At 46.1% G+C, this 23,714-nt stretch carries 31 protein-coding genes and 1 pseudogene; 6 read left to right on the top strand and 26 right to left on the bottom strand.

Annotated features, from left to right (window positions below):
* Nucleotides 1-4 precede the first annotated feature (4 nt).
* The 18 genes from ABR397_RS19155 to ABR397_RS19070 form a co-directional block, all read right to left on the bottom strand.
* A complete protein-coding gene (locus ABR397_RS19155) occupies nucleotides 5-661 on the bottom strand; it encodes a phage tail protein (protein WP_350307124.1) in 657 nt (218 codons plus the stop codon).
* Nucleotides 654-1,838, bottom strand: coding sequence for a baseplate J/gp47 family protein (locus ABR397_RS19150; RefSeq protein WP_350307123.1), 1,185 nt, complete (start codon nucleotides 1,836-1,838; stop codon nucleotides 654-656). Before ABR397_RS19150 ends, ABR397_RS19155 begins: the two co-directional genes overlap by 8 nt.
* Nucleotides 1,816-2,163 carry a DUF2590 family protein gene (locus tag ABR397_RS19145; protein ID WP_350307122.1) on the bottom strand — a complete coding sequence of 116 codons (348 nt, stop codon included), beginning with the start codon at nucleotides 2,161-2,163 and terminating at the stop codon, nucleotides 1,816-1,818. Before ABR397_RS19145 ends, ABR397_RS19150 begins: the two co-directional genes overlap by 23 nt.
* A complete protein-coding gene (locus ABR397_RS19140; RefSeq protein WP_350307121.1) occupies nucleotides 2,156-4,258 on the bottom strand; it encodes a phage tail tape measure protein in 2,103 nt (700 codons plus the stop codon). Before ABR397_RS19140 ends, ABR397_RS19145 begins: the two co-directional genes overlap by 8 nt.
* The gene (locus ABR397_RS19135) at nucleotides 4,255-4,395 is read right to left on the bottom strand and encodes a DUF6890 family protein (protein WP_158537808.1); all 141 of its coding nucleotides are present in this window, start codon (nucleotides 4,393-4,395) and stop codon (nucleotides 4,255-4,257) included. Before ABR397_RS19135 ends, ABR397_RS19140 begins: the two co-directional genes overlap by 4 nt.
* Nucleotides 4,396-4,445: 50 nt before the next feature.
* On the bottom strand, nucleotides 4,446-4,715 hold the full coding sequence (locus ABR397_RS19130; protein WP_046975134.1) for a putative phage tail assembly chaperone: 270 nt from the start codon (nucleotides 4,713-4,715) through the stop codon (nucleotides 4,446-4,448).
* Nucleotides 4,708-4,896 (bottom strand): hypothetical protein, encoded by a 189-nt coding sequence (locus ABR397_RS19125; protein WP_350307120.1) that lies wholly within the window; start codon nucleotides 4,894-4,896, stop codon nucleotides 4,708-4,710. Before ABR397_RS19125 ends, ABR397_RS19130 begins: the two co-directional genes overlap by 8 nt.
* On the bottom strand, nucleotides 4,817-5,209 hold the full coding sequence (locus tag ABR397_RS19120) for a hypothetical protein (protein ID WP_350307119.1): 393 nt from the start codon (nucleotides 5,207-5,209) through the stop codon (nucleotides 4,817-4,819). The genes ABR397_RS19125 and ABR397_RS19120 overlap by 80 nt, the downstream gene beginning before the upstream one ends.
* Nucleotides 5,206-5,544 (bottom strand): M15 family metallopeptidase, encoded by a 339-nt coding sequence (locus ABR397_RS19115; protein ID WP_350307118.1) that lies wholly within the window; start codon nucleotides 5,542-5,544, stop codon nucleotides 5,206-5,208. The genes ABR397_RS19120 and ABR397_RS19115 overlap by 4 nt, the downstream gene beginning before the upstream one ends.
* Nucleotides 5,541-5,834, bottom strand: a complete 294-nt coding sequence (locus tag ABR397_RS19110) for a phage holin family protein (RefSeq protein ID WP_046975131.1) — start codon at nucleotides 5,832-5,834, stop codon at nucleotides 5,541-5,543. The genes ABR397_RS19115 and ABR397_RS19110 overlap by 4 nt, the downstream gene beginning before the upstream one ends.
* Nucleotides 5,835-5,846: 12 nt before the next feature.
* Entirely contained in the window at nucleotides 5,847-6,302 is a 456-nt protein-coding gene (locus ABR397_RS19105; protein ID WP_065823405.1) for a phage protein, read from the bottom strand.
* A complete protein-coding gene (locus ABR397_RS19100) occupies nucleotides 6,299-7,423 on the bottom strand; it encodes a DUF2586 domain-containing protein (RefSeq protein ID WP_350307134.1) in 1,125 nt (374 codons plus the stop codon). Before ABR397_RS19100 ends, ABR397_RS19105 begins: the two co-directional genes overlap by 4 nt.
* Nucleotides 7,424-7,443: 20 nt before the next feature.
* Nucleotides 7,444-8,121, bottom strand: coding sequence for a hypothetical protein (locus ABR397_RS19095; protein ID WP_350307133.1), 678 nt, complete (start codon nucleotides 8,119-8,121; stop codon nucleotides 7,444-7,446).
* A gap of 5 nt (nucleotides 8,122-8,126) precedes the next feature.
* Nucleotides 8,127-8,624 carry a phage tail protein gene (locus tag ABR397_RS19090; protein ID WP_350307117.1) on the bottom strand — a complete coding sequence of 166 codons (498 nt, stop codon included), beginning with the start codon at nucleotides 8,622-8,624 and terminating at the stop codon, nucleotides 8,127-8,129.
* The gene (locus ABR397_RS19085) at nucleotides 8,621-9,073 is read right to left on the bottom strand and encodes a head completion/stabilization protein (RefSeq protein ID WP_350307132.1); all 453 of its coding nucleotides are present in this window, start codon (nucleotides 9,071-9,073) and stop codon (nucleotides 8,621-8,623) included. Before ABR397_RS19085 ends, ABR397_RS19090 begins: the two co-directional genes overlap by 4 nt.
* A 105-nt stretch (nucleotides 9,074-9,178) precedes the next feature.
* Complete coding sequence (gene gpM / locus ABR397_RS19080; protein WP_350307116.1) at nucleotides 9,179-9,886, bottom strand: phage terminase small subunit; 708 nt, start codon at nucleotides 9,884-9,886, stop codon at nucleotides 9,179-9,181.
* Nucleotides 9,886-10,917: a phage major capsid protein, P2 family gene (locus ABR397_RS19075; protein ID WP_350307115.1), complete on the bottom strand. Its 1,032-nt coding sequence runs from the start codon at nucleotides 10,915-10,917 to the stop codon at nucleotides 9,886-9,888. The genes gpM and ABR397_RS19075 overlap by 1 nt, the downstream gene beginning before the upstream one ends.
* 32 nt (nucleotides 10,918-10,949) lie before the next feature.
* Entirely contained in the window at nucleotides 10,950-11,780 is an 831-nt protein-coding gene (locus tag ABR397_RS19070) for a GPO family capsid scaffolding protein (protein ID WP_350307114.1), read from the bottom strand.
* Nucleotides 11,781-11,938: 158 nt separating this feature from the next.
* Here ABR397_RS19070 and ABR397_RS19065 point away from each other — a divergent pair, with 158 nt between their 5' ends.
* From ABR397_RS19065 to ABR397_RS19055, 3 genes are read left to right on the top strand one after another with little or no spacing between them, the layout of a single operon-like run.
* Complete coding sequence (locus tag ABR397_RS19065) at nucleotides 11,939-13,717, top strand: terminase large subunit domain-containing protein (protein ID WP_350307131.1); 1,779 nt, start codon at nucleotides 11,939-11,941, stop codon at nucleotides 13,715-13,717.
* Nucleotides 13,717-14,769 (top strand): phage portal protein, encoded by a 1,053-nt coding sequence (locus ABR397_RS19060; protein ID WP_350307113.1) that lies wholly within the window; start codon nucleotides 13,717-13,719, stop codon nucleotides 14,767-14,769. Before ABR397_RS19065 ends, ABR397_RS19060 begins: the two co-directional genes overlap by 1 nt.
* Nucleotides 14,751-15,071: an ogr/Delta-like zinc finger family protein gene (locus tag ABR397_RS19055; protein ID WP_350307112.1), complete on the top strand. Its 321-nt coding sequence runs from the start codon at nucleotides 14,751-14,753 to the stop codon at nucleotides 15,069-15,071. The genes ABR397_RS19060 and ABR397_RS19055 overlap by 19 nt, the downstream gene beginning before the upstream one ends.
* Nucleotides 15,072-15,367: 296 nt before the next feature.
* Here ABR397_RS19055 and ABR397_RS19050 read toward each other — a convergent pair whose 3' ends face one another.
* The 7 genes and pseudogenes from ABR397_RS19050 to ABR397_RS19020 all read right to left on the bottom strand — a co-directional run bounded on the left by ABR397_RS19050 (nucleotide 15,368) and on the right by ABR397_RS19020 (nucleotide 19,642).
* Complete coding sequence (locus tag ABR397_RS19050) at nucleotides 15,368-17,590, bottom strand: replication endonuclease (protein ID WP_350307111.1); 2,223 nt, start codon at nucleotides 17,588-17,590, stop codon at nucleotides 15,368-15,370.
* A 25-nt stretch (nucleotides 17,591-17,615) separates the two neighbouring features.
* On the bottom strand, nucleotides 17,616-17,822 hold the full coding sequence (locus ABR397_RS19045; RefSeq protein WP_350307130.1) for a DUF3850 domain-containing protein: 207 nt from the start codon (nucleotides 17,820-17,822) through the stop codon (nucleotides 17,616-17,618).
* A 47-nt stretch (nucleotides 17,823-17,869) separates the two neighbouring features.
* On the bottom strand, nucleotides 17,870-18,133 hold the full coding sequence (locus tag ABR397_RS19040) for a hypothetical protein (protein WP_065390416.1): 264 nt from the start codon (nucleotides 18,131-18,133) through the stop codon (nucleotides 17,870-17,872).
* Complete coding sequence (locus ABR397_RS19035) at nucleotides 18,126-18,356, bottom strand: TraR/DksA family transcriptional regulator (protein WP_350307110.1); 231 nt, start codon at nucleotides 18,354-18,356, stop codon at nucleotides 18,126-18,128. Before ABR397_RS19035 ends, ABR397_RS19040 begins: the two co-directional genes overlap by 8 nt.
* Complete coding sequence (locus ABR397_RS19030; protein ID WP_065823416.1) at nucleotides 18,349-18,552, bottom strand: DUF2732 family protein; 204 nt, start codon at nucleotides 18,550-18,552, stop codon at nucleotides 18,349-18,351. The genes ABR397_RS19035 and ABR397_RS19030 overlap by 8 nt, the downstream gene beginning before the upstream one ends.
* 79 nt (nucleotides 18,553-18,631) lie before the next feature.
* On the bottom strand, nucleotides 18,632-18,985 hold the full coding sequence (locus tag ABR397_RS19025) for a DUF5347 family protein (RefSeq protein WP_350307109.1): 354 nt from the start codon (nucleotides 18,983-18,985) through the stop codon (nucleotides 18,632-18,634).
* Between the two features lie 146 nt (nucleotides 18,986-19,131).
* A pseudogene (locus ABR397_RS19020) lies at nucleotides 19,132-19,642 on the bottom strand (phage regulatory CII family protein).
* 404 nt (nucleotides 19,643-20,046) lie between these two features.
* On the opposite strand from ABR397_RS19020, the gene ABR397_RS19015 reads away from it, so the two are divergent.
* The 3 genes from ABR397_RS19015 to ABR397_RS19005 all read left to right on the top strand — a co-directional run bounded on the left by ABR397_RS19015 (nucleotide 20,047) and on the right by ABR397_RS19005 (nucleotide 23,164).
* Complete coding sequence (locus tag ABR397_RS19015; protein ID WP_350307108.1) at nucleotides 20,047-20,607, top strand: phage repressor protein CI; 561 nt, start codon at nucleotides 20,047-20,049, stop codon at nucleotides 20,605-20,607.
* Complete coding sequence (locus tag ABR397_RS19010; protein WP_350307107.1) at nucleotides 20,607-21,632, top strand: site-specific integrase; 1,026 nt, start codon at nucleotides 20,607-20,609, stop codon at nucleotides 21,630-21,632. The genes ABR397_RS19015 and ABR397_RS19010 overlap by 1 nt, the downstream gene beginning before the upstream one ends.
* A 350-nt stretch (nucleotides 21,633-21,982) precedes the next feature.
* Nucleotides 21,983-23,164, top strand: coding sequence for an integrase domain-containing protein (locus ABR397_RS19005; RefSeq protein WP_350307106.1), 1,182 nt, complete (start codon nucleotides 21,983-21,985; stop codon nucleotides 23,162-23,164).
* Nucleotides 23,165-23,179: 15 nt separating this feature from the next.
* On the opposite strand, the gene tnpC is transcribed toward ABR397_RS19005, so the two are convergent.
* The coding region (gene tnpC / locus ABR397_RS19000) for an IS66 family transposase (RefSeq protein ID WP_350307105.1) at nucleotides 23,180-23,714 on the bottom strand (535 nt) is incomplete at its 5' end.

The raw sequence follows: 23,714 nt of genomic DNA, 5'->3' as shown, positions 1-23,714 counted from the left end.
TTCCTTATAATGATGCACCGTAGGTCATATTAGGTGCGGTAATCTCCTTTAAACTGGCGCTATCAAAAACGGACTCACCCGACATGTAACCCACTTTTAATAGCAGGGGCGGCGAGAACATAGCCGCGTAATAACAGCAATATTCCACGCCTAAACTGCCCACACGCATAAACAGTTTGTTATTCGTCATCACTTCAAAACGGTAGCGGCGGCAAGTGCGGCCATACTGACGAATGATGTTCATCAGCAAATCAGGGTTTTCAGCGACTTGCCCGTCACTGACACGCAAAATAATCACATCCCAATCTATCGCCGGTTGTCGTTCCCGTACTTCAACATGGCCGACACCTAAACGTTCAAAGATAGCGATAAATCCCGCAACACTGCCCGCCTCTCTGGTATTAATAAACGCGTATTTCACCCGTTTGCGAAATAATGTCAGCGGTTCACCGTTAAAGCGCTGGATGTCCCGCTGATAGGCCAATATCGGCAGTAATTCCGCCGCACAAGTTTCTGCGTCCAATTGGGCTAACGGCCATGTCAACCAGCGATAAATCATTAACCAGAACTCACGCGCGGCCCAAAGCAGTTTGGCGGGTTCTCCCTTATCCATCCATGACGGCAAGGCCAGCCGCCTGAGTCGTTCCCTGAATTCAGACATGCTTCACCTCGATTATCAGTGATTGCAGCCTGGGCACACTTAAATCACTCAGAATGTCACCCAATGAAAAGGTCAGTGATTCAATCTCGGCAAATTCACGGTGTATTTCTTGTCCCAGGTTGGAAAAGGAAAATCGGGCATAAGGCCAGGTTTTTTTCACGTGATATTCCCTATTTTCCCGAAAGGCGCAGCGGATCAGGTTCTCAACATCCGTTTTTAATGTTGTTGCCTGTTCCTGGCTGTAGTTCGCCAGATTTGCCACAAACAGCGTGACCGATAATTCATGATGCGTTTCGGGCATCGGCAGACACTGCATATCATCCCCATGCCCATGATGCCCCTGATGGGTGATGTAATCGTTCACCGCCTCAATAAAGGGCTGGCTGATGACCCCAGAATCCAGCAACAAATAGGCGTTTGCGGTGCCGGTGCCACGAGGCGCATCATGCAGGAAAAAAATGCGATCAATGCTCAAACCTGCCACAGCGGCAATCATACCGCGGTAAACTGCATCTGTATGATAGTTGCCCACCCAGTTATATTGGTTCCGACAACGGTCGCGCAAATCATCATCGGATTCGGCATCTGCACCGGGCGTCAATAGCCAACCCTCTTCATTCTGTACTCGCTCAATGCCCGACACTGCCACGGGCAGGATACGAAAATAACCGGGGGCAAGGTTGAAAGCACCGCCTGCGGCTTCTGCTTTGACAGGCAATAAGGCACTGGACACATTGTCGGCGATCACTACGCTTTCCGTGGTGCTAACGCGATAGATTTCTCCATTAATGCGTTCAGTCTGGATCACCGTTCCGGCGGGCACGGTCACCGTTGATGCACCTGCGGTTTTATAGAAGCGGAGCACACCCTGCGCAGCGGATGCGGGTTTACGTTTCAGGTTGACGCCCCACGCAAACATATCCAACCATGTGCCGGATGCAGTCGCCAAATACATATTTTTTAAGGTGACATTGATTAACGCCGCTTTCAGCCATAACACAGGGCGCGTTACTATGGTGTTAATCAGCCGCCAAAACGGGGACATCCGCGAGGTGTTGGTCACCAACCCAGCTTCATCGACCACTTTAGCGAATGCCATGCTGATGTCGGTTTCCGTGGTTGGCATCCCGCTATCACGTAAGACCTTTTCATAATCAATCGTCGGTTTCGTTTCCACTGCTCACACTCACGTTAATACGGCCAAAATCATAAGTTTCAGCGGCTATCCATAACTTAATGGGTGATTCTTCATTAATGATGACGGTTCCCGGAATAATCCGCTCATCGTCTTCGACCAGTATGCCTATCTGTGTGTGAATGTCTGCCCGTAGTGTTGGGCTGCGTTCGGCGATAAGTTTCGTTGCCAAGCCACTTTCAAGAATGGCATGTACACAATCCTGACCGATGGAAATACGGTTATGACAAAAACGTGGCTCATTCCCTGAATTGAGTGTGAAATTGCGCTCGTTAATGAACAAATCAATGTATTTCGGCTCATCCATATGCCACTTGCTCCCATTCTGTTAATTGCTCCGGTGTCATGCCGTTGGAAATATTCAACGTCACATTTTCAATTCGGCGACTGTTATCATTGATGGTCTGTGAATGGGTTGTCACTTCCTTGAGCAGACCATTTTTAGTCATGCCCTGTTTTCTCCCGCCTGTGAGTATCTCCTGCGTTTCAAGGGGGTTAACCAATTTACTTGGCGAAATCCTTTGAGGCAGTCCCTGTAATATCTCACTGGGTTGAGAAATAATTTTCTGGTTATTTCCATCAATACCCATTTCAGGGATCTTCACTTTTCCCACAGGTTCGATAACGGTTTTCTCAATAGACTGGGTTTCAATATTGATACCGGGAATATTATTTAATTTATCGATAATCCAGTGGTAGCTATCGGAAAAGGAGTTCATCAGCCAATCCCATAAGCCGCCGAAAATATTGCCGATACTCTCCACAATGCCCGCAAAGGTATCCGCCAGTGAAAAACGGCTAAACCCGTTACACAGGTTATTCCAGCCCTCGGCGATCCCGCCCCAAACCGCACTGAATATCCCGCCAACCCATTTCACATACGCCGCCACCATCCTAAAGGCGGTTGTGTTCATCAGGGCCGCTTTGATGGCATCCCAATGCCTGATAAGCAGATAAATGCCAACAGCCAGCAACGCAATAGCAGCAATAATCAGCAAGATCGGCCAGGTCATGAAGCTGAATGAAATACCCGCTAAAAAGGCCGCAATCCTGACAGCCCGCAATACCCCGTGTAACACGCGTAATGTGGTGTTCCATGCAATAATAGCCGCGTTATAGAGCCACACCGCCGCCGTACCCAGTTTCATAACGAGCGTACAAGCCGCCCAAATCCCCTTAAGGCCAATCCAGATAAATTTAGATACGCCCATGACGAGATTGGCGGCAGCCCCCGCAGCGGCAAAACTCAGAATACTGAGAGTGATATAACCGACCCAGCGGGCGATATTTGAAAACAGTTTCAGCCAGCGCACCAGTAATTGACCGGCATTAGCAAGCCTATTGACCAGTGAAGAGATAACCGGGAGCACTGTTGAACCTACGGCAATACGGATATTCTGCCAAATAGCGTGTAACCGCGCCCACGGGTTCGCCATCCGCTCGGCCATTTCGCGAGCACGTTTCAGGCCATCATTGGCCCCTAACGCCGAAATATTCTTACGCAGCATATCCACATTGCCATACAATTGTTTGACGACAATGGCAGAATCGCCAAACGCCTCCTCAATTTCCTTTTGTGCCTTAAGGTTGCCCTCAATACTTTTGCCATATTTGGCCTGTAGCTTTTCCAACATTTCCGGCAGGGTTAGCATATGACCAGAGGCATTAACAAAGCTGATGCTAAGTTTTTTCGCACCCTCAGCGGCATCGGTCAAAAACGATTCATAAAGACTACTGGACTCTGTACCCAATGAACGGTGCAATTCCCCCAATACCGCCAATTGTTCATCAATACCTACCCCGAAATGCGTTCCTGCTGCGCGGGTCCCCTCCATCAAATCCGCGATGTCCTCCATACTGGTGCCAAATGTTTTCGACATGATGATGGCTTTTCCCGCCAGTTCCTCAGCAAACTGAATATTCCCTACGGCTTTGGCATGGCTGGAAAAATTCGAAAACATCTGCCCCATATATTGAGTCGTATCTGCCGCGCTGGATTTCAAGGCGGCGGCGGTGATATTGGTGATGTGAGTCATCTGCGGTAAGTCATTTTGTGACAGCTCGCTAATCTTCTTACTGATTTCCGCCGTTGATTGCACAAATTCAGTCGATGACTTGCCATACAATGAACTGAATTTCATGGCATCCGCCGCCACTTTCGCCATCACACCACTACCAACCCCCTGAAGTGATGCCTCTGTCATCGCATCATCCCATTGAATAACCGGATCAAGAACCCCCTTAATTGACCAAAATGTCCCCGCTAACCCTGCGCCGCCGACTGCAATTTTTTCAAACGCCGTTTGTGATGCTTTGGCAAACCCAGAAACAGCCGCTTTTGCACTGGCAAGCGGTTGTGTCAGTTTATCAATTAGGCTTAATGTAAAATCTAATTGCCTCATGGTTCACCCTTTAATGCCAATGCAATACCATTCGCGGTGGCGATTCGCATATTTTCCCAATAACGATTATCCAGCCAAATTGCACGGGCTAAATTGTCCGTATTATCGTTCTCATTCGGTAAATAATGACGGCGCAATATTAACGCTTCCTCAAACAGGCTGTTATCAATGGATTTAACCCGCGTATTTAGTTTTTTATTTCAATTTCCAATTTGGGCGCATATTCGGCATTAACCTTTTCAACGATTTGCATCGCGGCACCGGGTATTTTTAACCATTCATCTAAAATTGATTTAGACGCAGGCTGAACAATACGGCGCAAATAGGTAACAATGGGGACAACCTTATTATCCATTGCCATATCGTTAATCATGCTATTATAAGCAACAATATTCGGCTCGAATGTAATTTCATTTTCACCGACAATTAAAGTAATGACTTTATTTTCTTTACTCATAGGTTAATTCCTTTCTTTTATTAATTTCATCCACTAATTGATTATGCCGTGCGGCGCAATGACCATATAATTTGGAGTAATCCATTATAACATTTGCCAGATTATTTCCGGTTGTTCCCGTTAGCCGGGGTAATCTGCCCTGACATTTTGTCAGTAAGTTTTCCTGATAGTGTTCGTTCAATACTTTCGGCTGTATCGTTGTACATCCTGACAAATTCAGGGCTAACGCACACATGAGTAAAAACAGGCCGAACCATTTCAGTATGAATCTCTCGTGGGGCGGCATGGGCTATCCCTTCTAATTTATTTTCCAATTGTCGGGCGGATACACTGGAAATGTGTTGCAGTTCCTGCCTGATTTTTTCCCCTGTAGCATCCGCTGCCCGTGTGATATTCAACTCCAGACTGTCACGGTAATAATGGTTTACTCGCCAGCCTGCACAGAATGCCAATGCAAGGAAAGTCAAATACAGCATCCGGGTATTGAACATCATTTCGCCCCATTATGCGCCAGTGAGAAATGATTGCCGTCCGGTCGAGAAAATCGCCCGCCCCACGTTCCGCCAAGAGATTCCCAATATTCCCCTAACGGTAAATAAGCATGACTGTTTGTCTGGTACTCGCCCCCGATAAATAAATTCAGATCTATCGCCAGCCGCTGAATATGCAGGCTATTGGCAATGCCTTTCCCTGTCTGAGCGTTTAACTTCGCTTGTTCTGGTGTACGATAAGCCTCGCCTAAAGTCAGGCGATAACCGTGTTCGTCCGCCCATAAGATCAATTGTGCGACCAGTACCGCAAATAATTGCTGTTTTTCACGCAGTGTCATTTCTTCAACTTCCCTGTTAACAAAGCGCTGCCGCGCTTGCGTAGCCAAACTTCAATTAACTGATAACCAGCAATCCCTAATGCGCTGCCTATCCCTGTCACCGCTATCGGGCTGATACCCGGCCACCAAATCAGCAACACCCCCGCCATCACTGACACAGCCGACCCTAAGATAATCCGGCCAATGAAAAGCCGCAGGGTGATCGGCTCATCGCCTGTTAGCATCTTTCCTAACGCAATCAGTGCCCCCAATAGCACCAGCGTCACAAAGGTTTTCTCATGTTCTTCCATGAACACACCTCTTTACCCTATCAGGCTTTGTGTCAGTTCTGCTTCCAGATAGGGAATGCCATTAATGCGCACAAAATCGGGACTGGTCACCACAAATTTCACTTTATGCGTCATGACACTGCCTCCTTTCGGATCAACGTCCAGAATGTCGCTGACAATCAGCTTGCAGCCGTAAGCCTCAACTTTGATTTCTTCGTTACCGGCCTTGGCATACCACATCAAATCGACGGGCTGAATACCCCGCCATGAACCCACCGTGCGCGCTTTTGCGGTCACCATCTCCAGATATTTGGTACTGAGTTCAATCTCCCCCTCTGCCGCCACATCACCGGAAATATAGCCATCCGGTACACCCTGTGTTTGGGCGGCGGCGGTGTTGTCCGTAATGGACAGATTGACCTTTTCCGCATGAACCAGATCCCCGTCCATATTAAAATCAACCGACTGGCCTGAAATACGTTTGCTCATGCGATTTTCTCCAGACTGCTATCCAGCAACAGACTGACGGAGATCCCTTTCGGACATTCGTAAGTGCGGACAGTGATATAAATTTCCACCGTGTTTTTATTGCGCCATGTAATCACCACATCTCCATCTTTCGGCGATTTCACTTCCCCCGGAAAAGTCACGCCGTTAATCTCGGTACTGCGCGACATTTCACGCAAGGTACGGGCGAAGTATGCCTGATGCGTTGCAACACTGCCCGGCGTGCTGTTTAAGCTACGGTCGGCAATTTTAGCGATAGCCTGCAAGCGCACTCGACGCGCTACTTTATCGACAACCCGCAAGTTTTCGATACTCTGGTAGTCTCCGCCTTCTACGTCCAATGTGCGGCCATCTGACCAATACATGCCATCATAATCGGGATACCACATCGGCACACTGAAACGCAGTTTTTCCAATGCCTGCAAGGTTGCCAGATCAATCGGCTGACCTGTGCCATCTTTTGGAAAATCGGTTGAACCCAAATCCATCAACGCCCCGGTTTGTACCCGTGCGGGACTGTCCGCCACGGTGACGGCGCGGTTGCATAATCGCCCGGCCAGCACGCCCGCCTCATTGCCCCACAGACACGGCACCAGTTGCACCGATGCCACGGCTTCGCCCTTTTGTAGCTCTGCCAGGCGGGTGACATAATCCGCCCAAGTCTCTTTTGCCTGTGTGCCATCAACCGCCAGAATGGCCCACTGCCAGCGACCAAATTTAGCCATCGTGTTGGCTCGCAAAGTTTGCGCGGCTTTAATGATGGCTTTGGTTGCGCCGACCGTCAGCGTATAGCCCTCAATACTGACTATACGCTGCGCCGACGTCACCGCCTCAACAAACGCCAATTCATCCTCTGATTCCGACAATACATGGATATACCCGGACCAGTTTTGCCCCGCATTTGCCATTGCGGCCAGTACATGACGTTTGAGGACGGTTTGTGCCGCTCCCAGTACAGAATCAAAATCCGTTTGGGTATTAACCGCAATGGTTTTACCTACGTTGATTTTTCCCGTTCCAACGAAAAGCAAGACTCGCTCTATTTCCCTAGTTTCGCCTTGCAGTTGATTAACCTGGTTAACCTGAACATGTGGCCACATAATTTAATCCCTTATCAATGCTCTTAACCCACACCGTATCCCATGCCTTGCAACTGGCGAACCAGCGCTTGACTGAATTCTTCATCATTGATACCTAAGAACTTACGGGCAGGAACTTCAATCGTCCATGAACGTTTAACCGTCCCGCCGCTCAGTTCGCGGATCAATACCCCTGCCTGAATAAATTTCATATTGGCGGTAATTTCCTTTATCGGGGGCTTACGCCAGCGTTTACCCTTCTTAACCTGATAACCCAAATCCCGCAGTTTTTTCGCCTGCTTAATGGTTGCCATGCGCTCACGATCAACGCGCTTTTGTACTTGCCGCCGACTGACCTGAATACGCATCCCGTTTTGCTGTGCATACCCCACAACACCCGCAGGAACCTGTTGTTTTCCATTCCGATAATGCCCGCCTTGCAGGTAAATGCGCACGGCGTTATTTTCCGGCATTTCTCGAATATGCAAGAGCTTCGGCATGTTCCTGAGCATTTTCTTGCGCCACGGGCTTTTTCTGGCCGTCCATCGCCCGCCATCCGGTGATTGCTGATTGCGCACATGGCGTTTTGCCGCCGGGATCACCCCGTATTTCACAATCCGCCATAACAGGCGTTGGCGCTTTTTCGAGGGTAGTTCAAGGTCACTCAGTGCGTTTTGCAGTGCCTTAAACTGATTTCGGTTTAACTGCCCCTGCATCATTATTATCATTATTGGCTTTGTCCAACGGGTGCCCCTGACTCATTCACACTATGCACAACACCCTTTTCAGCAAACCAGATTTCAGTATCAGCCAGCCTCCAGCGCTTACCCTCAAAGGGGACGATGCCGTTTTTATCTTCACGCATGACAACAGGCTCTGACAGTGACAACGACACCACAACTACAGCAGTTTCCTCATCCACTTCAACGGTCATCGCTGGCCGTTCCGGCTCCAGATTGGCATCCTCTAAATCATTGCCCTGCTCAGTCAGCCACACATCTATTAACAATGGGACATATCGCGGATCAAACTCTCGGTATGGGAAACGCCCCCAGGCAATCACCGCCTCATACTGCTGGATAAACATCTGGTATTGCCCCAGACCTAAATCCCGTTGCGCAGGAATAAAACGAATTTCATCCATTTCACTGGTAAATTCTATCTTACAGAGACGTTCTGGCAGGTTTTCCCGCAAAAATGCCGTTAAATGATGTAATTTGCTCATATCATGCGTACCGTTGTGCGACCGTATCCCTTCATATTGCGGATAACAAAAGCCGCTTCCGCTAATAAACGGGGACGTAGTTCAGAACTTTCTTGTGGCGGATGAGGGGCACGACTGACAATAGCTGTGTATTCTCCCAACAGATCCGCTTTTGCCCTGGCATAAACCGCCTTTTTATACTGACCCACTAACGCATTAACGCCATTGATAGCAATGCCTGGCACATTGGCCGCTTTCTGATAGCCTTTTGCCTGCAATCGGACTTTCAGACGCTGTAAGTCAAGATTGATTTCAGCGGCACTTGCCAGCAGCGCATGAGCTAACAGGTCATTATCTAAGTCAGCCGGAATATTGCGGTTCACCTGAAATTCGCGCAGATTCAAATCCGGCCAAAAACCGTCATTGGTCAACGGTTCATCCCGATAATCAAGGGGGTTGCCACTAAACATCTCGCCTCTCTCATCCATAAAAAAGCGGGCAGTCCGGTTTCCACAGCCATGAGCAATCCTTGCCATGCCTCCACCGCGCCCGCTCCGGCTTGCGGTAGTCATTGTTTAGCGTGGAGTTGTCAATGCCCGTAAACGGGCGGCAATCCGTTGCCGATAAGTTTTTACGCCTGCTTTCGGGTTGCACTGATGCGCTTTTGATAACCAGATATCCGCCTGCTCCAGCACATCCCACCTATCAACCGAACTCACCTTAATTTCGGCGTTATCCCCTTTCAGCAGGTTTAAGGCAGCAAATTTGTAGTATTTGGCCTTAATTTTTTCGTGTACTTTCCATTTGCCCGTGACATTCTGAAATGTCCTTGAAAAATAGGGTTCAATACTATTCCCGGTGTCAGCTTCCACCTGTGCCCAGAGTAAAACCGTGTCAGCAACAAAGGCCGGAAAGCTACTGCGAAAATTGTCAGGGGTGAGCTGCCCTTGCTCAATGGCGATATCCGCCCAATCCAATCCTTTGGCAAAATCCCCAATATCAAATAACCAGATCACGCAGTAAGCAAAAATCGGGTTTCGGTAAATTTCTCCCTCGGCTAGGTAGCGTTCCGCCGTGGGCAGATAATTAGGCAACAATTCCCGCTTTTTCATCTCTACCCGTTCCGTCGTTAACGCCAACTGGCGTAACCGCTTAATATCCTGCTCAATGGCGCGGGCTTGCAGGTGCATACTCGCCCCCTCTGCAATCGCAACCGGTTGTTGCCGCGCCAGTTTCTGGCGAAGTTCAACCGCGGCCCGGTGTCGTTGAGCAGGCGACAGCACTATTCTGTATCCAGTTTTTCAGCAGGTTCAGCCACGGTACCGATAGTGACGGCACTTTCATCATAGGCGGCGTACAATTCCGGGGTTTCAAGCGCATAACCTTCATTGCGCAGGTATTTATTTTCAAACTGTTTACGGTCATCCACAAATTCCGCCTTACGCTGGCGTGTATTACGCTGTGTCAGAATTTGTAGGTTAGACAGCATAGTGACTGACATACGTTTACCCGGCATAAATGGCGGTATCATGGCCGGACGGCCAGCAATGGAACTCCCCAACATTTGCGCCGCGATTTTTTCAGTCGGTTTATCTGCCGCCTGATACAGTCGATATTGTTCAGCCGCCACTAAGTCAGCACCGACCAGCACCACCAGGCGCGGATCATGCCTGAATTGCTGCGGAATACAGGCGTTAATCAGGTCTGATGCCATCGTATCCAGTGAAGTAAAATCACCGCGCTCATCCAGTTTCACCGGTGTCGTAATCACCTGCTTGCCGTGATTCCATTCTTTGGCGATTTGGTGCCAACCCCTGTTCACATCTTCACCATTCGGATTGGCTTCTGGGTCGGTGGTCTCCGCCACGCGCTGGCCGTTAAAACCCACCCGGATCATGTCCAGTGCAAAAGATTCATGTGTGAATTCCTGCATACGTTGGAAAAACTCATTTTCTGAACCTGAGTTCGCCCAGACAGATAATAAATCCCAAGGCAAGGCGGCGCCGGAATCGGTTTCAACTAAGCTGTATTTATTACCGTCAATCCCCGTTTTACGCATAAAGCGGCCATCTTTTTTGCGCCCGGTGAATAACCCTGGGTTGCCGACTGATACAACCTGGCCGGAAAGGTGATCCACATCCGCACAGGTGATCATGCTGAGAAATTCCACGGATTCCAACAACGCGCTGCGCAAGGCGGTTTCTTTTGGGTCAGTCAGCGCAAAGTAACGTGATGTGTCTTCAATCCCATAAGATTCAGCTAACCCCACCGCGTATTTCTGTAAAAATGTCCGTGCCCGATGATTCAATTGCATAGCTCTTCCCTTTGCCTTTTTCCATCATGGAATTACAGAAATTTAAAAGGCGCGTTTTTGTCGCCTTTTGGGTTACGCGATGGTAAGCGGGTAGCAATACCGTCCAATTTGTTAAACTTTTTTAGAATATCGGGCAAACTGCCACGTAAACGCGCAAATGCTTCGGTATCGACAACCGCTTTCATTGTCTCGACATCCTCCTGAACGTCTGCAACTTCTTGCTCGGTCAACGCCTGCTTACCTTCAAGCGCGGTCATTCGCGCTTCCAAATCGGCTACAGCCTGAGCCAGCGCCTGCAACGCATCATCGCTTGATGGCGCTGGCTCAGTTTCTTCGGGTTCTTCAATATTAAAAAAGCTTTTCCATCCTTTTTTGGCCTTTGCCATGCCGTTATCCTTAATGTGTTTAACCTCATCAATAACCAGTGGCTTATACGCACCGAATCGACAATGTTTGTTCTTTTTTTTAAATTGCAGACGCGTTGTGCCCACGCTGGCGGGTGAGTCAGTCACTGCCAGCCCTTCCAGATATGTTTTGCCGGTTCCGCGAAAATTGCCATCAGGCGTCAGTTCAACAGAGGTAAACAGTAATTGTCCCTCTCGGTTGGCCTGTAACAAATGATGATTGGGTCGCAGTTGCGCATATAAGCGTAAAACCCCGTCATCATCTCGCGCTGCTTTAACAGCTAACACTTCGCCCATTGCACCGAACCCACGTTCATGTTCCGGCCAAATGCGGGCGGTGTACAACTCTGGGTTATAGAGTTCGGCAGCCTCTAAAATCCATTGAGGTTCCATCACTCGGCCATCAACCGTGTCGCCCTCCGTGGCAATACATATCCAGTTAGTCATTAACTGAGACATATTTAATTCCTTCCATTTGAATCAAATACAGTATTGCGGATTCAAGAAAATGCCGCGAATGGTTTAATTCTGATGAATTCGGCTATAACGCCATAACCCATTCAGGCCGAAATTGAATGAGCGTCAGGATAAATTTAGCCCGGCATAATATGATGACTATGGCTAAATACTCTGATGAACTAATCAGCGTCGCCCGTTCTTTATACCTGCGGCGATATACTCCGGCAGAAATTGCCCATGAGTTAAATCTGCCGAATCGGCGGATCATTTACTATTGGGCGGAAAAATGGCATTGGGCGGATATGCTCAACCATGAACGTGTTATCGAAGCCATTAACCGTCGGATTGCCGTGCTCAGTGAACGCAATAATAAAACCACGCTGGAATTAGACGAACTCGACCGATTAATTGCACATCATATAAAACTGATGGCACAGGAAAATAAGCATAAAGAAAAGCTGGCCGACATTAAGGCGCAAGAAAAATCAGGCGGTGATGATATCCCCTCCAGTGAGGGTGAACCTAAAAAAAAGAAACGCTATCGTAAAAATGATATTTCGACACTGACTAAAGAAGATTTCCAGCAGTTTGTCGATGAGACGCTTTTCGGCTATCAAAAACATTTGCGCAATAGTCTGGCAAAACAGATCAGAAATATTCTCAAAAGTCGGCAAATCGGTGCAACCTGGTATTTCGCCTTTGAAGCATTCGAAAATGCCGTGTTAACCGGCGATCCTCAAATATTTTTATCCGCCTCAAAACCACAGGCAGAAGTTTTCCGCTCGTATATCGTCAATATTGCTGAACACTTCTTCGGTGTGACACTGACCGGTAACCCTATTCGGCTCAGCAACGGTGCCGAACTGCGTTTCCTGTCAACCAATAAAAACACGGCACAATCCTATTCCGGCCATTTGTATTGTGACGAATATTTTTGGGTACCTGATTTTAAACGCCTCAATGAAGTGGCGTCGGCAATGGCGACACATGATAAATGGCGCACCACGTATTTTTCAACCCCCAGCGCCAAAACCCATCCCGCCTACCCGTTTTGGATAGGTGATGAATGGCGCGGCAATGATCCAAAACGCAAACCTGTTGAATTTCCCTCATTTGATGAATTGCGTGATGGCGGTCGTGATTGCCCGGATGGTCAATGGCGTTACGTCATTACGCTGGAAGATGCCATTAAGGGCGGATTCAACCTGGCATCCATTGAAAAACTGCGGAACCGTTATAACCCAGACACATTTAACATGTTGTATCTGTGTGTGTTTGTTGATAGTGGCGCATCTGTTTTCAAATATCACCAACTGGAAAAATGCGGCGCGGATATCCATCTCTGGGAAGACCATGATCCCAATGCACCGCGTCCTTTTGGGGATCGCGAAGTCTGGGGCGGCTTCGACCCGGCCCGCTCTGGCGATACTTCAACCTTTGTGATTATTGCCCCGCCCATGATGGTACCCGAAGTTTTTCGGGTATTGGCAACGTTCTACTGGCAAGGCATGAACTGGAAACATCAGGCGAAACTGATTGAAGATCTCTTCAAACGCTACAAATTTACTCATATCGGTATTGATACCACGGGGATTGGTCACGGTGTCTATGAAATGGTGCAGGACTTCGCCCCCCGACAAGCCCACGCTATCCACTACAACCCACAAAGCAAAAACCAACTGGTCATGAAAATGATTGATGTGGTCAGTGAGGAGCGTATCGAATGGGATGTGGAACAAAAGGAAATTCTGGCCTCATTTCTGGCTATTCGACACACCACGACGAAAAAAGGCGGCAGCATGACCTTTGTCGCTGACCGTTCGCGGGAAACCGGACACGCTGACGTCTTCTGGGCAATCGCTCATGCCCTGATGAATGAGCCGTTAAATTACGACAAGAAACGCACCTCTAAATACACATTTGCAAAGGCTGCATAATGAAGAAAAAGTTAAGGAAAACCCGTACACATTCCCCACGCACAAACCACCGCCAACGGCAAATGAGCTTAATCACGTTGGGCAAACCTGAACCGATACTCACCACCAGGACGGATTATCAAAATATCTGGTATGACAATGATTATGACCATTACACACTACCGATTGACCGTTTAGCCCTGGCACAACTGACCAACATGAACGGTCAACACGGCGGTGTACTCTATGCTCGTCACAATATGATTGCCTCGGACTATTTCGGCGTTCGCGGCGGAGTGAGTCATGAACAATTCAAGTCAGCCGTGATTAATTTCCTGATTTTCGGTGATGTCGCCATTCTGAAAGTCCGTAACTTCTGGGGTGATGTGGTTGCACTGGAGGTCTTGCCTTCCCTATACCTACGTCGCCGTAAGGATAAATATTTTGTGGTCTTGCAGGAGGGTGAACCACTGGTTTACTCACCGGAAGAAGTCATTTTCATTAAGCAGTATGACCCGCAACAGCAAGTTTACGGATTGCCGGATTATATTGGCGGTATTCATGCCGCACTGCTCAACTCTGAGGCCACCATTTTCCGCCGTCGTTATTACCACAATGGTGCCCACACTGGCGGTATCATTTACACCAATGACCCGAATATCTCTGATGAAACCGAAGAGGAAATTATCCAAAAATTACAACTCAGTAAAGGGATCGGGAATTTCGAAACTCTGTTTGTCAACATTCCCAACGGCGACCCTGACGGGATCAAATTTATTCCGGTTGGTGATATCTCAGCCAATGATGAATTTGCCAATGTGAAAAGTATCAGTTCACAAGATGTGCTGACCGCTCACCGATTCCCGGCGGGATTGGCTGGCATTATCCCGACCAATATCGGCGGGTTAGGTGATCCGGAAAAAGCCCGTGAGGTCTATCGTCAGGATGAAGTTATCCCCGTTCAAAATATGTTCACGAATGCGATAAATACCCATGATATCCCCGAAATATTACATATCCGTTTTAAACAAGATCGCGTAAGTTTGGGTGCAAAATGCGCAAAAAACAGGTAAAATTACCGAAAATGGATACTTTGGGAATGAGGAATATGCGCGTATTAAAAATTATCTGCCCTGAGTGCGGCGCTAAGGCGGTTATTCGCAAGACGAATCGGAAGCACCGTGAAATTGCTGATCTGTACTGCGCGTGTTCCAGTGTTGAATGTGGTTATACATTTGTTATGAATTTGACGTTTTCGCACACGCTAAGTCCCAGTGCAAAAACAGGAGATCAACTGTTGCAGACCGTGATTAACAACCTCAACCCGCAACAGCGTCAAATAGCATTGGATTTATTGCAAACTAGCGCTGCCTAATTCAAGCTTTGAGCCAAGCCACTATCTAGCTAGTGGCTTTTTTCATTCTCATCTCATTTTCATCAAATTGCTTAATTAATTGAGTAGTCAATTCTGAACACCAAATTAGAGCTTGATAACGCTCATCATTACTGCAACCTCTATTAGTAGCCAAGCGTAACAGCAAATCAACTCGTTCCAATGAAATTGACTCAGCAAAAAAATCTACCATCCTCTTAATCCCACAATACTGTATTTTTATACAGTATATATAAATATAATTAACAAGTGAAGTAATTATGTTATGAAATAGTGTGTTATGTGACTTCTATCGTTTCTGATTCCATTTTCTTCAACATGTTCAGATAATGGCCTTTTGGGTCACGAATAATTTCATTAGTATCAATCTTGATACCCAATTTTTCACTTAACCTACTCATTATCATTTTTGTTGTTTCAGTATGCGTTTTTTTAACTTTATGTAGATGACTGAACATAGATAAACAATAACGCTGTCCATCTATGGTCATACTCCCCCCCTCCAGTAACGAACGTGCCAGCACATCACTCATCGCCAAACTCTGTAATTTTGCCGATTCATGAACTCGCTGTATTTTTTCCTTCTCACTCATTTGATGCCAACCGTAATAGAATTCATCTAAATACAGATCACTTCCTTGACTAACCGTATTTCGTGCCTCCGTACAGTTATTGACAGAACTCCAAGAGGAAGAAAAAACCAAACCCTCACCCGCAGATACCGGGCTGGATTTAGGGACAATCTTCCATTTCACAGTACGGGTAACAAAAGAAGAAGACTCGCCCAGACGGGGCGAGTAAATACCGGAAATACGCTGGACATCCTCACCGTAAATATTGCTTTCCTCGGCGATCTCATAAGCAAGGCGCACAGTGAGATCTTTGCGGGCAACCAATGCACCGCCCTGAAATTCGGTATAGGCTGACCAGTTGCCAATATCCGCCGCAAAGCGAACGTTATCCATATCCTCATCAGGCAAAATCTGCTCGTCACCGCTTAAGCGACGCAGTTCACGCCAGACAGAAACTGGAGCACCGCCAATCTGCTGAAACTGACGAATACGCCAACGACTCGCCCAGGCAGAAACCGAACGGGACATATCCTTAAGGAGTTGGCCTGTTTCCCCATCCTTTTCACCATCCAGCGCGTAACCATCAATATTCTTGGAGATGTACTTGGCGATATAGCCTGTGGCCGAACCTTTTGCCTTATCGATAGGCTTCACATGGAAACGTGCCTTGAGTGCCTTTTGTCCCTGTAATTCCTCTGAATCTTCCAACCGGGCGTAATAACACACAATGTCGCGCATTTCATCGACATGCTCAGGGCGCATAAATAGCAGCATATGCCAATGCGGTGTACCGTCATGATGTGGCTCTACCACACGAAAACCGAATACACTTATCCCCGCACGGGAATAAGCCGCCCGGATTTTTGCCCAGACCTTACACAAATACTTTTGTGTATCCTTTGGGGTCGCACCGTTCCAGTTTTTCACAAAACCGCCACCACTATGTACAGAGTGATATTTAGAAGGGGCTGTAATAGTATAAAAATCTCCCACACAGCCCATTTCGTTAGCCAAGTCCTCAAATCCGCGCATACGGATCATGAGTTCACAACGGCGAACGGCAGGGTTTGCAATGCTGCCCAAGACCTTATCGCTTAACGAAACTCGCTCCCCCTCTTCATTCTCTAAATCGAACGATTGCAGAAACTCCCAATTTAGCCGCTTCTGCTCTGTCCATTCATGTAAAGTCTGACGTGAAACATAGGATGAAACCGCTTTTTGTACCTGTCCGACAGCAATTGCAATATGTTCGGCACGAATATCACGTATCCACTTTAAACGGATGTACCACCATTGATCTGACATCATGCGCAGCAATCCGGCACATAGTTGGTCTTCTGTGGGTTTAATTCGACCTTTTGCAAATTGCTGCCAATATGGGGCTATCGTTCCCGCTTGCTGGGTCAATTTAGCCAAACGGGTATAGACGTGAATTAATCTACGGCAAGCGTCCTGCTCATTCTGTAGGGCCTGTTCAACATATTGGTCGTAACTCTCAGCCATAAACCGCGCAATCTCATGCGCAAGCTGTTTTATTTCTTTACGTCCTAATGTTGGCAATTGTTCCAGTGATTCGATAAACGGGAACGGCATAACACCAGATATAATATGCTGGAACTCATATTGTTCATTGACTAATTTTAACCGTGGTAATACGTTCTCGCAGAACTGACGTAAAAACGTATTAGCCCGGCGACGACCAGATTGATTGAAAATATTGGCGTAACGTGTTGCAAGGTAGATCGCCAGTGAATGCGGCACATTCTCAAGATATTGATGCCGCCATGCATAATCGTTAGGGTTCGCCTCCCACATAATACGTTCAGCCAGAGTTGCATCATTCGGCAACCCTGGCTGAAATTCTATACTCTGGCGATACATTGAACGCAGTGCATCGCCGTTATTTTCTTCTTTTCTTTCAATATTCATGTGACAAACAATTAACAGGAATTAATTAAAATAAAAACAAAACAAATTCTTCCGCTATCTGCGGATACAAATCTTTATTCATTACCGTTACATTTGTTATTTTTCCTGAAATTAATCTTCCTATGAAATTTCCATTATCACCAATTTTATTCAATGCAAGAAAATCACCTGTTTTATATTCTTGATCATTTACTCTAAATTTTGATTTTTTCTTTCCGTTATCAATGGCTATAAAACAAACTCTTTTTTAATGATGAGTTTTGTTTTTCACTTTCATGATTATTCACCCTCACGAAAGAAAAAATTCGGTGATAGCGATGTAAGTTCATATCTGATATTTCCATATGAATAATCACAGCTAACATCATCTCTTATGACAGAATTAACGATAAAGGTTTTAACCCTAACACCTTTATATTCACGCAAAATAACAATATCGTTTTCCTCAATCACGGGCATAAATACCGATACATCAATGCAAAGCTGACTATCTGACACAATGCAATCAAAATTTTTAGTTGTTAGATCATGATATCTAGTCATCCCATACACTCCGATAATGTTTCTGTTCCATCTCGAAAACTTCCTGACAGGAAACACAACGGGTAACACCCATGACTTTCATCCGTCGCTCTGCTGGGATTAATTCCCCACAATCTTCACATTCAAACGCAGAAACACTAACAGGGCGGTTTATATGCCTTAAGATTCTGCGTTCCAATGTTTCCTCTGCATGTTGACAGGCACGGTCGATAACATCAGACATAGTGCCACTCCTGAGCCTGACGCTCGACGTTCTCAGATTCACTTTGCAAAAGCGCTGCGCTGGCCGCATGATCCATTTTATTTTTCAAAACATGAACGGACAGTTTTGCTAAACGGAATGAAAATAAATCTGCATAATGTTTACGTTCATCCTCCCGCACCTTTTTTATTAACTGCTCAATACCTGTAGCTTTCATTTATTAATTTCCTTGTTTTTGGTAATAAAAATCCCTGACGTGTTAGCGCCATTAAAATTAGAACGGTAGTTATTTTTATTTAGTTCGGTAACGATAAATTATTGGGTAATAATACACTCATTGCCTTGATAATATTTATTGCTCGTATCAGACTAATCATTTCTTCACGAGTTAATTCATTCAATGCCAGTTCATGCCTATCGGTTGGTATACGTGCTATGTAGAACATAGCAGCTAACACGCGTTTATTATCCGCATAGTGTTCGCTACGTTTGTCTCTCATCTCATTAATAAAGACACTTAACTCTTTATTATCAGATTTAAAATATTGCGCCCTGACTTGAGAAACTTTATTTAAACCATTAATCCGCGCTTCAAAGGATATTAAAAACGCGCGTTGTTCGCTTGATTCAAATTGATATTCCGTGTTCATGTAAACCTCATCGAATCAGGAAAAGAATAAAATAAACAAAAGCACATAAAACAATTGGGAAGATAAATCCATCCTTTTTTAGCTTAAATGATTCACCAGTCAATTTATATTGGTATTCTTGCTGCTTTAATGCGTTCATGCTGACCTCATACTAACAATGCTCCAATACCTGCAACAACATCAACCACCGAACTAGACGCAGGCATTAGAATGCAATCTTGATGAAATGGTAATACCCGCTAAAGTTAATAATCTAATCGCATTATTAACCGTCCTCTTAAACTCGGCCACACGGGTATGGTTGAAATGGCCTCCCAAAACAACATCACTTGCCAGCTTCCCCACTTCTGCCGTTGCACCTAACAAATAATTCGACATGTTGGAATCACAAATCTCATTCACCGGTACCGATGGCTGACACCGCAACTGCTCCAGTAATCCATCCAAAATAGATGCGTCTTGCGTTACATCGGTTAACTTCATTAAGTCAACACAAGTCAGTATGTGAGGCTGTTCAGGATTTAGCTTGTTACGCAGCATTTGCGGATTCATTCGGATAGCTCCCGAAATTTGAGCTAAGTTGCCCCTATGAACGTTGGCAAATGCTTGGCAAGCATGATCAAAGTGTGCTTGTTTGAAAACTTGATAATCAAACATTGTTATTTACCTTTTTATTCACATAATGTGAACGTTAAGACCAAACGAGAACGATTATTGGGAAACCTAATCCTTACACCAATCCCACCAATCAATGAAAACACGCTCATTTGATTTTTTCTTAGGCTTAATTCTTAGCCTACCAGTAGCAACATAATACTTAGCCGTTCTCTTGCAAACGCCTGATAATTCACAAAATCTATCATACGTAACCCAACGTGATTGAGCTTGTATTGAATTAACAATCTGCATAGTACATATTCTCCTTTTGTGTTCCATGTTCTAAACTTTTTGTGATTGTATTACCTTGCACTTCAAAGTACTACATTGAAGTACCTTACAACCGAGATATTACGATCGCCATATAAGTACGTCAACTAAAAAAGTCCGCCTTTGGTGAAAAAATGCAACAGTACGCAAATGCAAGAGAAACGATAGATAGAATCTGTTTGGCATATAAGTTTAAATCATATAGCCAATTGGCTAATTATTTGTCGATCAGCAAGGGATCTTTAGGGAATCGTATAACAAGAGATAATTTTCCTTACGATATCGTCTTACGGTGTGCCTTAGAAACCGGAGCTTCCATTGAGTGGCTTTCATTTGGTATAGGAAACATGAACAGCACCATAGCTGAAACAGTGAAATTAACCACATTCGAGCTCGTTGATGAAAAACTCCAACAATCTAGTTCCCTCACCTTTGATAAAGGCATCCTTCCTAAAAACTATGGTGATATTGAAGCAATCAAGTATGGCGAAAATATTTATTTCATTGATAGAAAACAAAAAAATACCAATGATGGAAAATGGTTAATCGAATTCTCAGGAAAATATCAATTCAAGGAATTAGAATTGATCCCCGGCAATAAAATACGTATGGATGGCGGTAAATATCCTATCGACTGCGATATAGATGATATTACTGTCCTAGGTAAAGTTATTTCTATTTATACGGCCTTATAATGTCTATCAAAAAAATTGATTCTGGTGAATGGCTCTGTGATCTACGGCCCAATGGCGTGAAGGGTAAACGTATTCGTAAGAAATTTGCAACTAAAGGCGAAGCTATTGCTTATGAGCGTTATATCTTGGGTGAAATGGAAGATAAACCCTGGATAGCAGAGAAAGAAGATAACAGAAAACTATCTGAGTTAATTTCACTCTGGCATTCACTCTATGGCCGAACATTAGCAGACCCCGCCAGATTACTGTCAAAACTGACGGCCATCTGTAATGGGCTAGGTGATCCTACTGCTAATCAGCTTACTGCCGCTGACTTTAGTAAATACAGAGAACAGCGGTTAATGGGTTTATTACCTGATTCAAAAGGTAGAATCATGGCAGTGAAACCAATCACAGTAAACCTTGAACACCGTAATTTATCGTCCGTCTTTGGTACTCTAAAAAAACTTGGGCATATTAGCTATCCTAACCCATTATCAGGTTTGCCAACATTCAAGATTCAAGAAAATGAACTGGCCTTTTTATATCCTGATGAAATTATCCATTTACTGGATGCCTGCAAGGAATCCAAAAGCAAAGACTTACTTTTAATTACCAAAATCTGTTTAGCTACAGGTGCACGCTGGAGCGAAGCGGAAGAATTAGAAGGTAATCAAGTAACCCCGCATCGAATTACATTTATCAAAACTAAAGGCAAACGTAACAGAACCGTACCTATTTCCGAATCACTATATAATCGGATTCCCAAGAAACGAGGTAAATTATTTACCCCATGCCGCAAATCTTTTGAACGGGCGATAAAACGTGCTGGAATTGACTTACCAGAAGGCCAATGTACTCACGTTTTACGGCACACATTCGCCAGTCATTTTATGATGAACGGAGGCAACATATTGGTATTGCAACGAATTCTAGGGCATACAGACATCAAAATGACTATGATTTATGCGCACTTCTCCCCTGATCATTTAGAAGATGCAATAACAAAGAATCCTCTTACACAATTGGAGTTAGAGAACCAATAAGATCCATATTGTGTCCACTCAGCTCAAAAACCAGTGTTCTGAATTGTTTCTCATTACACAGTAATATATTGAAAAATAAAATAATTATATGTTTTATATATATCTCTAGGAAACTGTAGGAATTTCGGACGCGGGTTCAACTCCCGCCAGCTCCACCAAAATTCTCCATCGGTGATTACCAGAGTCATCCGATGAAGTCCTGAAAGCCCGCACGGCGCAAGCCCTGCGGGCTTTTTTGTGCCTTGAATTTGTCCCGCGAAGTCTGAAGCCAACTAATTAAATCCGAACCTTTTAGGCACCTCATAAAGCTTTATTGTTTTTGAGGTGCCTAAAACTATGGAAACCCGGTAATGGCAAGACAAACTAAACCTCTATCCGTTAAAGAAATCGAATCCGCCAAACCCAAAGAAGCGGACTACGTTCTCTATGATGGTGATGGCCTTGAGCTACTAATCAAATCCAGCGGGAGTAAAATTTGGCAGTTTCGCTACATTCGCCCTGTTACTAAGAAACGAGCGAAGAAGAGCATTGGTCCCTACCCGTCAGTTACCCTTACCGATGCCAGAAACTACCGGGCAGAGTCTCGCTCTCTCCTGGCGAAACAAATCGATCCACAGGAACATCAGCAAGAACAACTTCGCAGTTCGCTGGAAGCCAAAACCAATACTTTCCAGCTCGTAGCTGAACGTTGGTGGAATGTGAAGAAAGCTAGTGTGACAGAGGACTATGCGGAAGATATCTGGCGCTCTCTTGAAAGAGATGTCTTTCCTGCGATTGGCGACGTTAGCGTTACAGATATTAAAGCTCATACACTGGTTCAGGCCGTCCAACCGGTTCAGGCCAGAGGAGCACTGGAAACCGTTCGTCGCCTTTGCCAACGTATCAATGAAGTCATGATATATGCCCAGAACACAGGCCTGATTGATGCGGTGCCCAGTGTCAACATTGGCAAGGCCTTTGAGAAGCCGCAGAAGAAGAACATGCCAAGTATTCGTCCGGACCAGTTGCCTCAGTTGATGCAAACGATGCGAACGGCTAGCATTAGCCTCTCAACACGCTGCCTGTTCATGTGGCAACTTCTTACTATTACCCGCCCTGCCGAAGCGGCTGAGGCTCGGTGGGATGAAGTTGATCTGGAAACGCGAGAATGGAAAATCCCCGCATCTCGTATGAAAATGAACCGTGACCATACTGTGCCCTTGTCAGAGGAAGCAATGGCTGTGCTGGAGATGATGAAGCCGTTAAGCGGGAACCGAGAATTTATCTTTCCTAGCCGTATCAAGCCCAACCAGCCAATGAATAGCCAGACAGTTAACGCATCGCTAAAACGCGCAGGTTTTGGTGGAGTGCTCGTTTCGCATGGGCTGAGATCAATTGCCAGTACGGCTCTTAATGAGCAAGGCTTTCCGCCTGATGTTATTGAGGCAGCACTTGCTCATGTGGATAAGAATGAGGTTCGGCGTGCTTATAACCGCAGCGATTACCTGGAACAGCGTAATGTTCCGGTGAACTCACCTTGCGTTGTCAGATAACAACAAAATGGGATGTTAACGGAAGGGATTATCAGGCCAGGGCAACAGCTCATTCAACCGATTGTTCGGCCAGTCAGGCAGCCGGCTGAGGACATCACGTAACCAGACCCAGGGCTCATGTCCGTTGGCTTTGGCCGTTTCCAGCAGGCTCATTATCATGGCCGCCCGTTGCCCCGCGGCCAGTGAACCCGCAAAAAGCCAGTTCTTTCGGCCAAGCGCCACACCCCGGACCGCATTCTCCGCCCGGTTGTTGTCTATCGGCACCCGGCCGTCATCCAGATAACACACCAGCGCCGGCCAGCGCTTCAGCGTATAATCTATCGCTTTGCGTAACCCAGAGTTGGGCGCCGTTTGGGTCTGCATCGTCTGCAACCAGGACCGGAACTCATTCAGCCACGGCCGGGCATAACGCTGTCGCCACTGACGCCGTTTATCCGGCGGCCGGTGTTTGATTTTTCGCTCCAGCTTGTACAGGTCACGAATGCCATCCAGCGCCTGTTTCGCCACCGGACTTTGGCTCGCTTTGTATTGGTCAAAGAATTTGCGGCGG

Source organism: Photorhabdus viridis (genome assembly GCF_040256935.1).
Taxonomy (GTDB): Bacteria; Pseudomonadota; Gammaproteobacteria; order Enterobacterales; family Enterobacteriaceae; genus Photorhabdus; species Photorhabdus viridis.
Note: the sequence above shows the minus strand (reverse complement) of the source record. Positions and strands in the feature narration are given on the sequence as shown.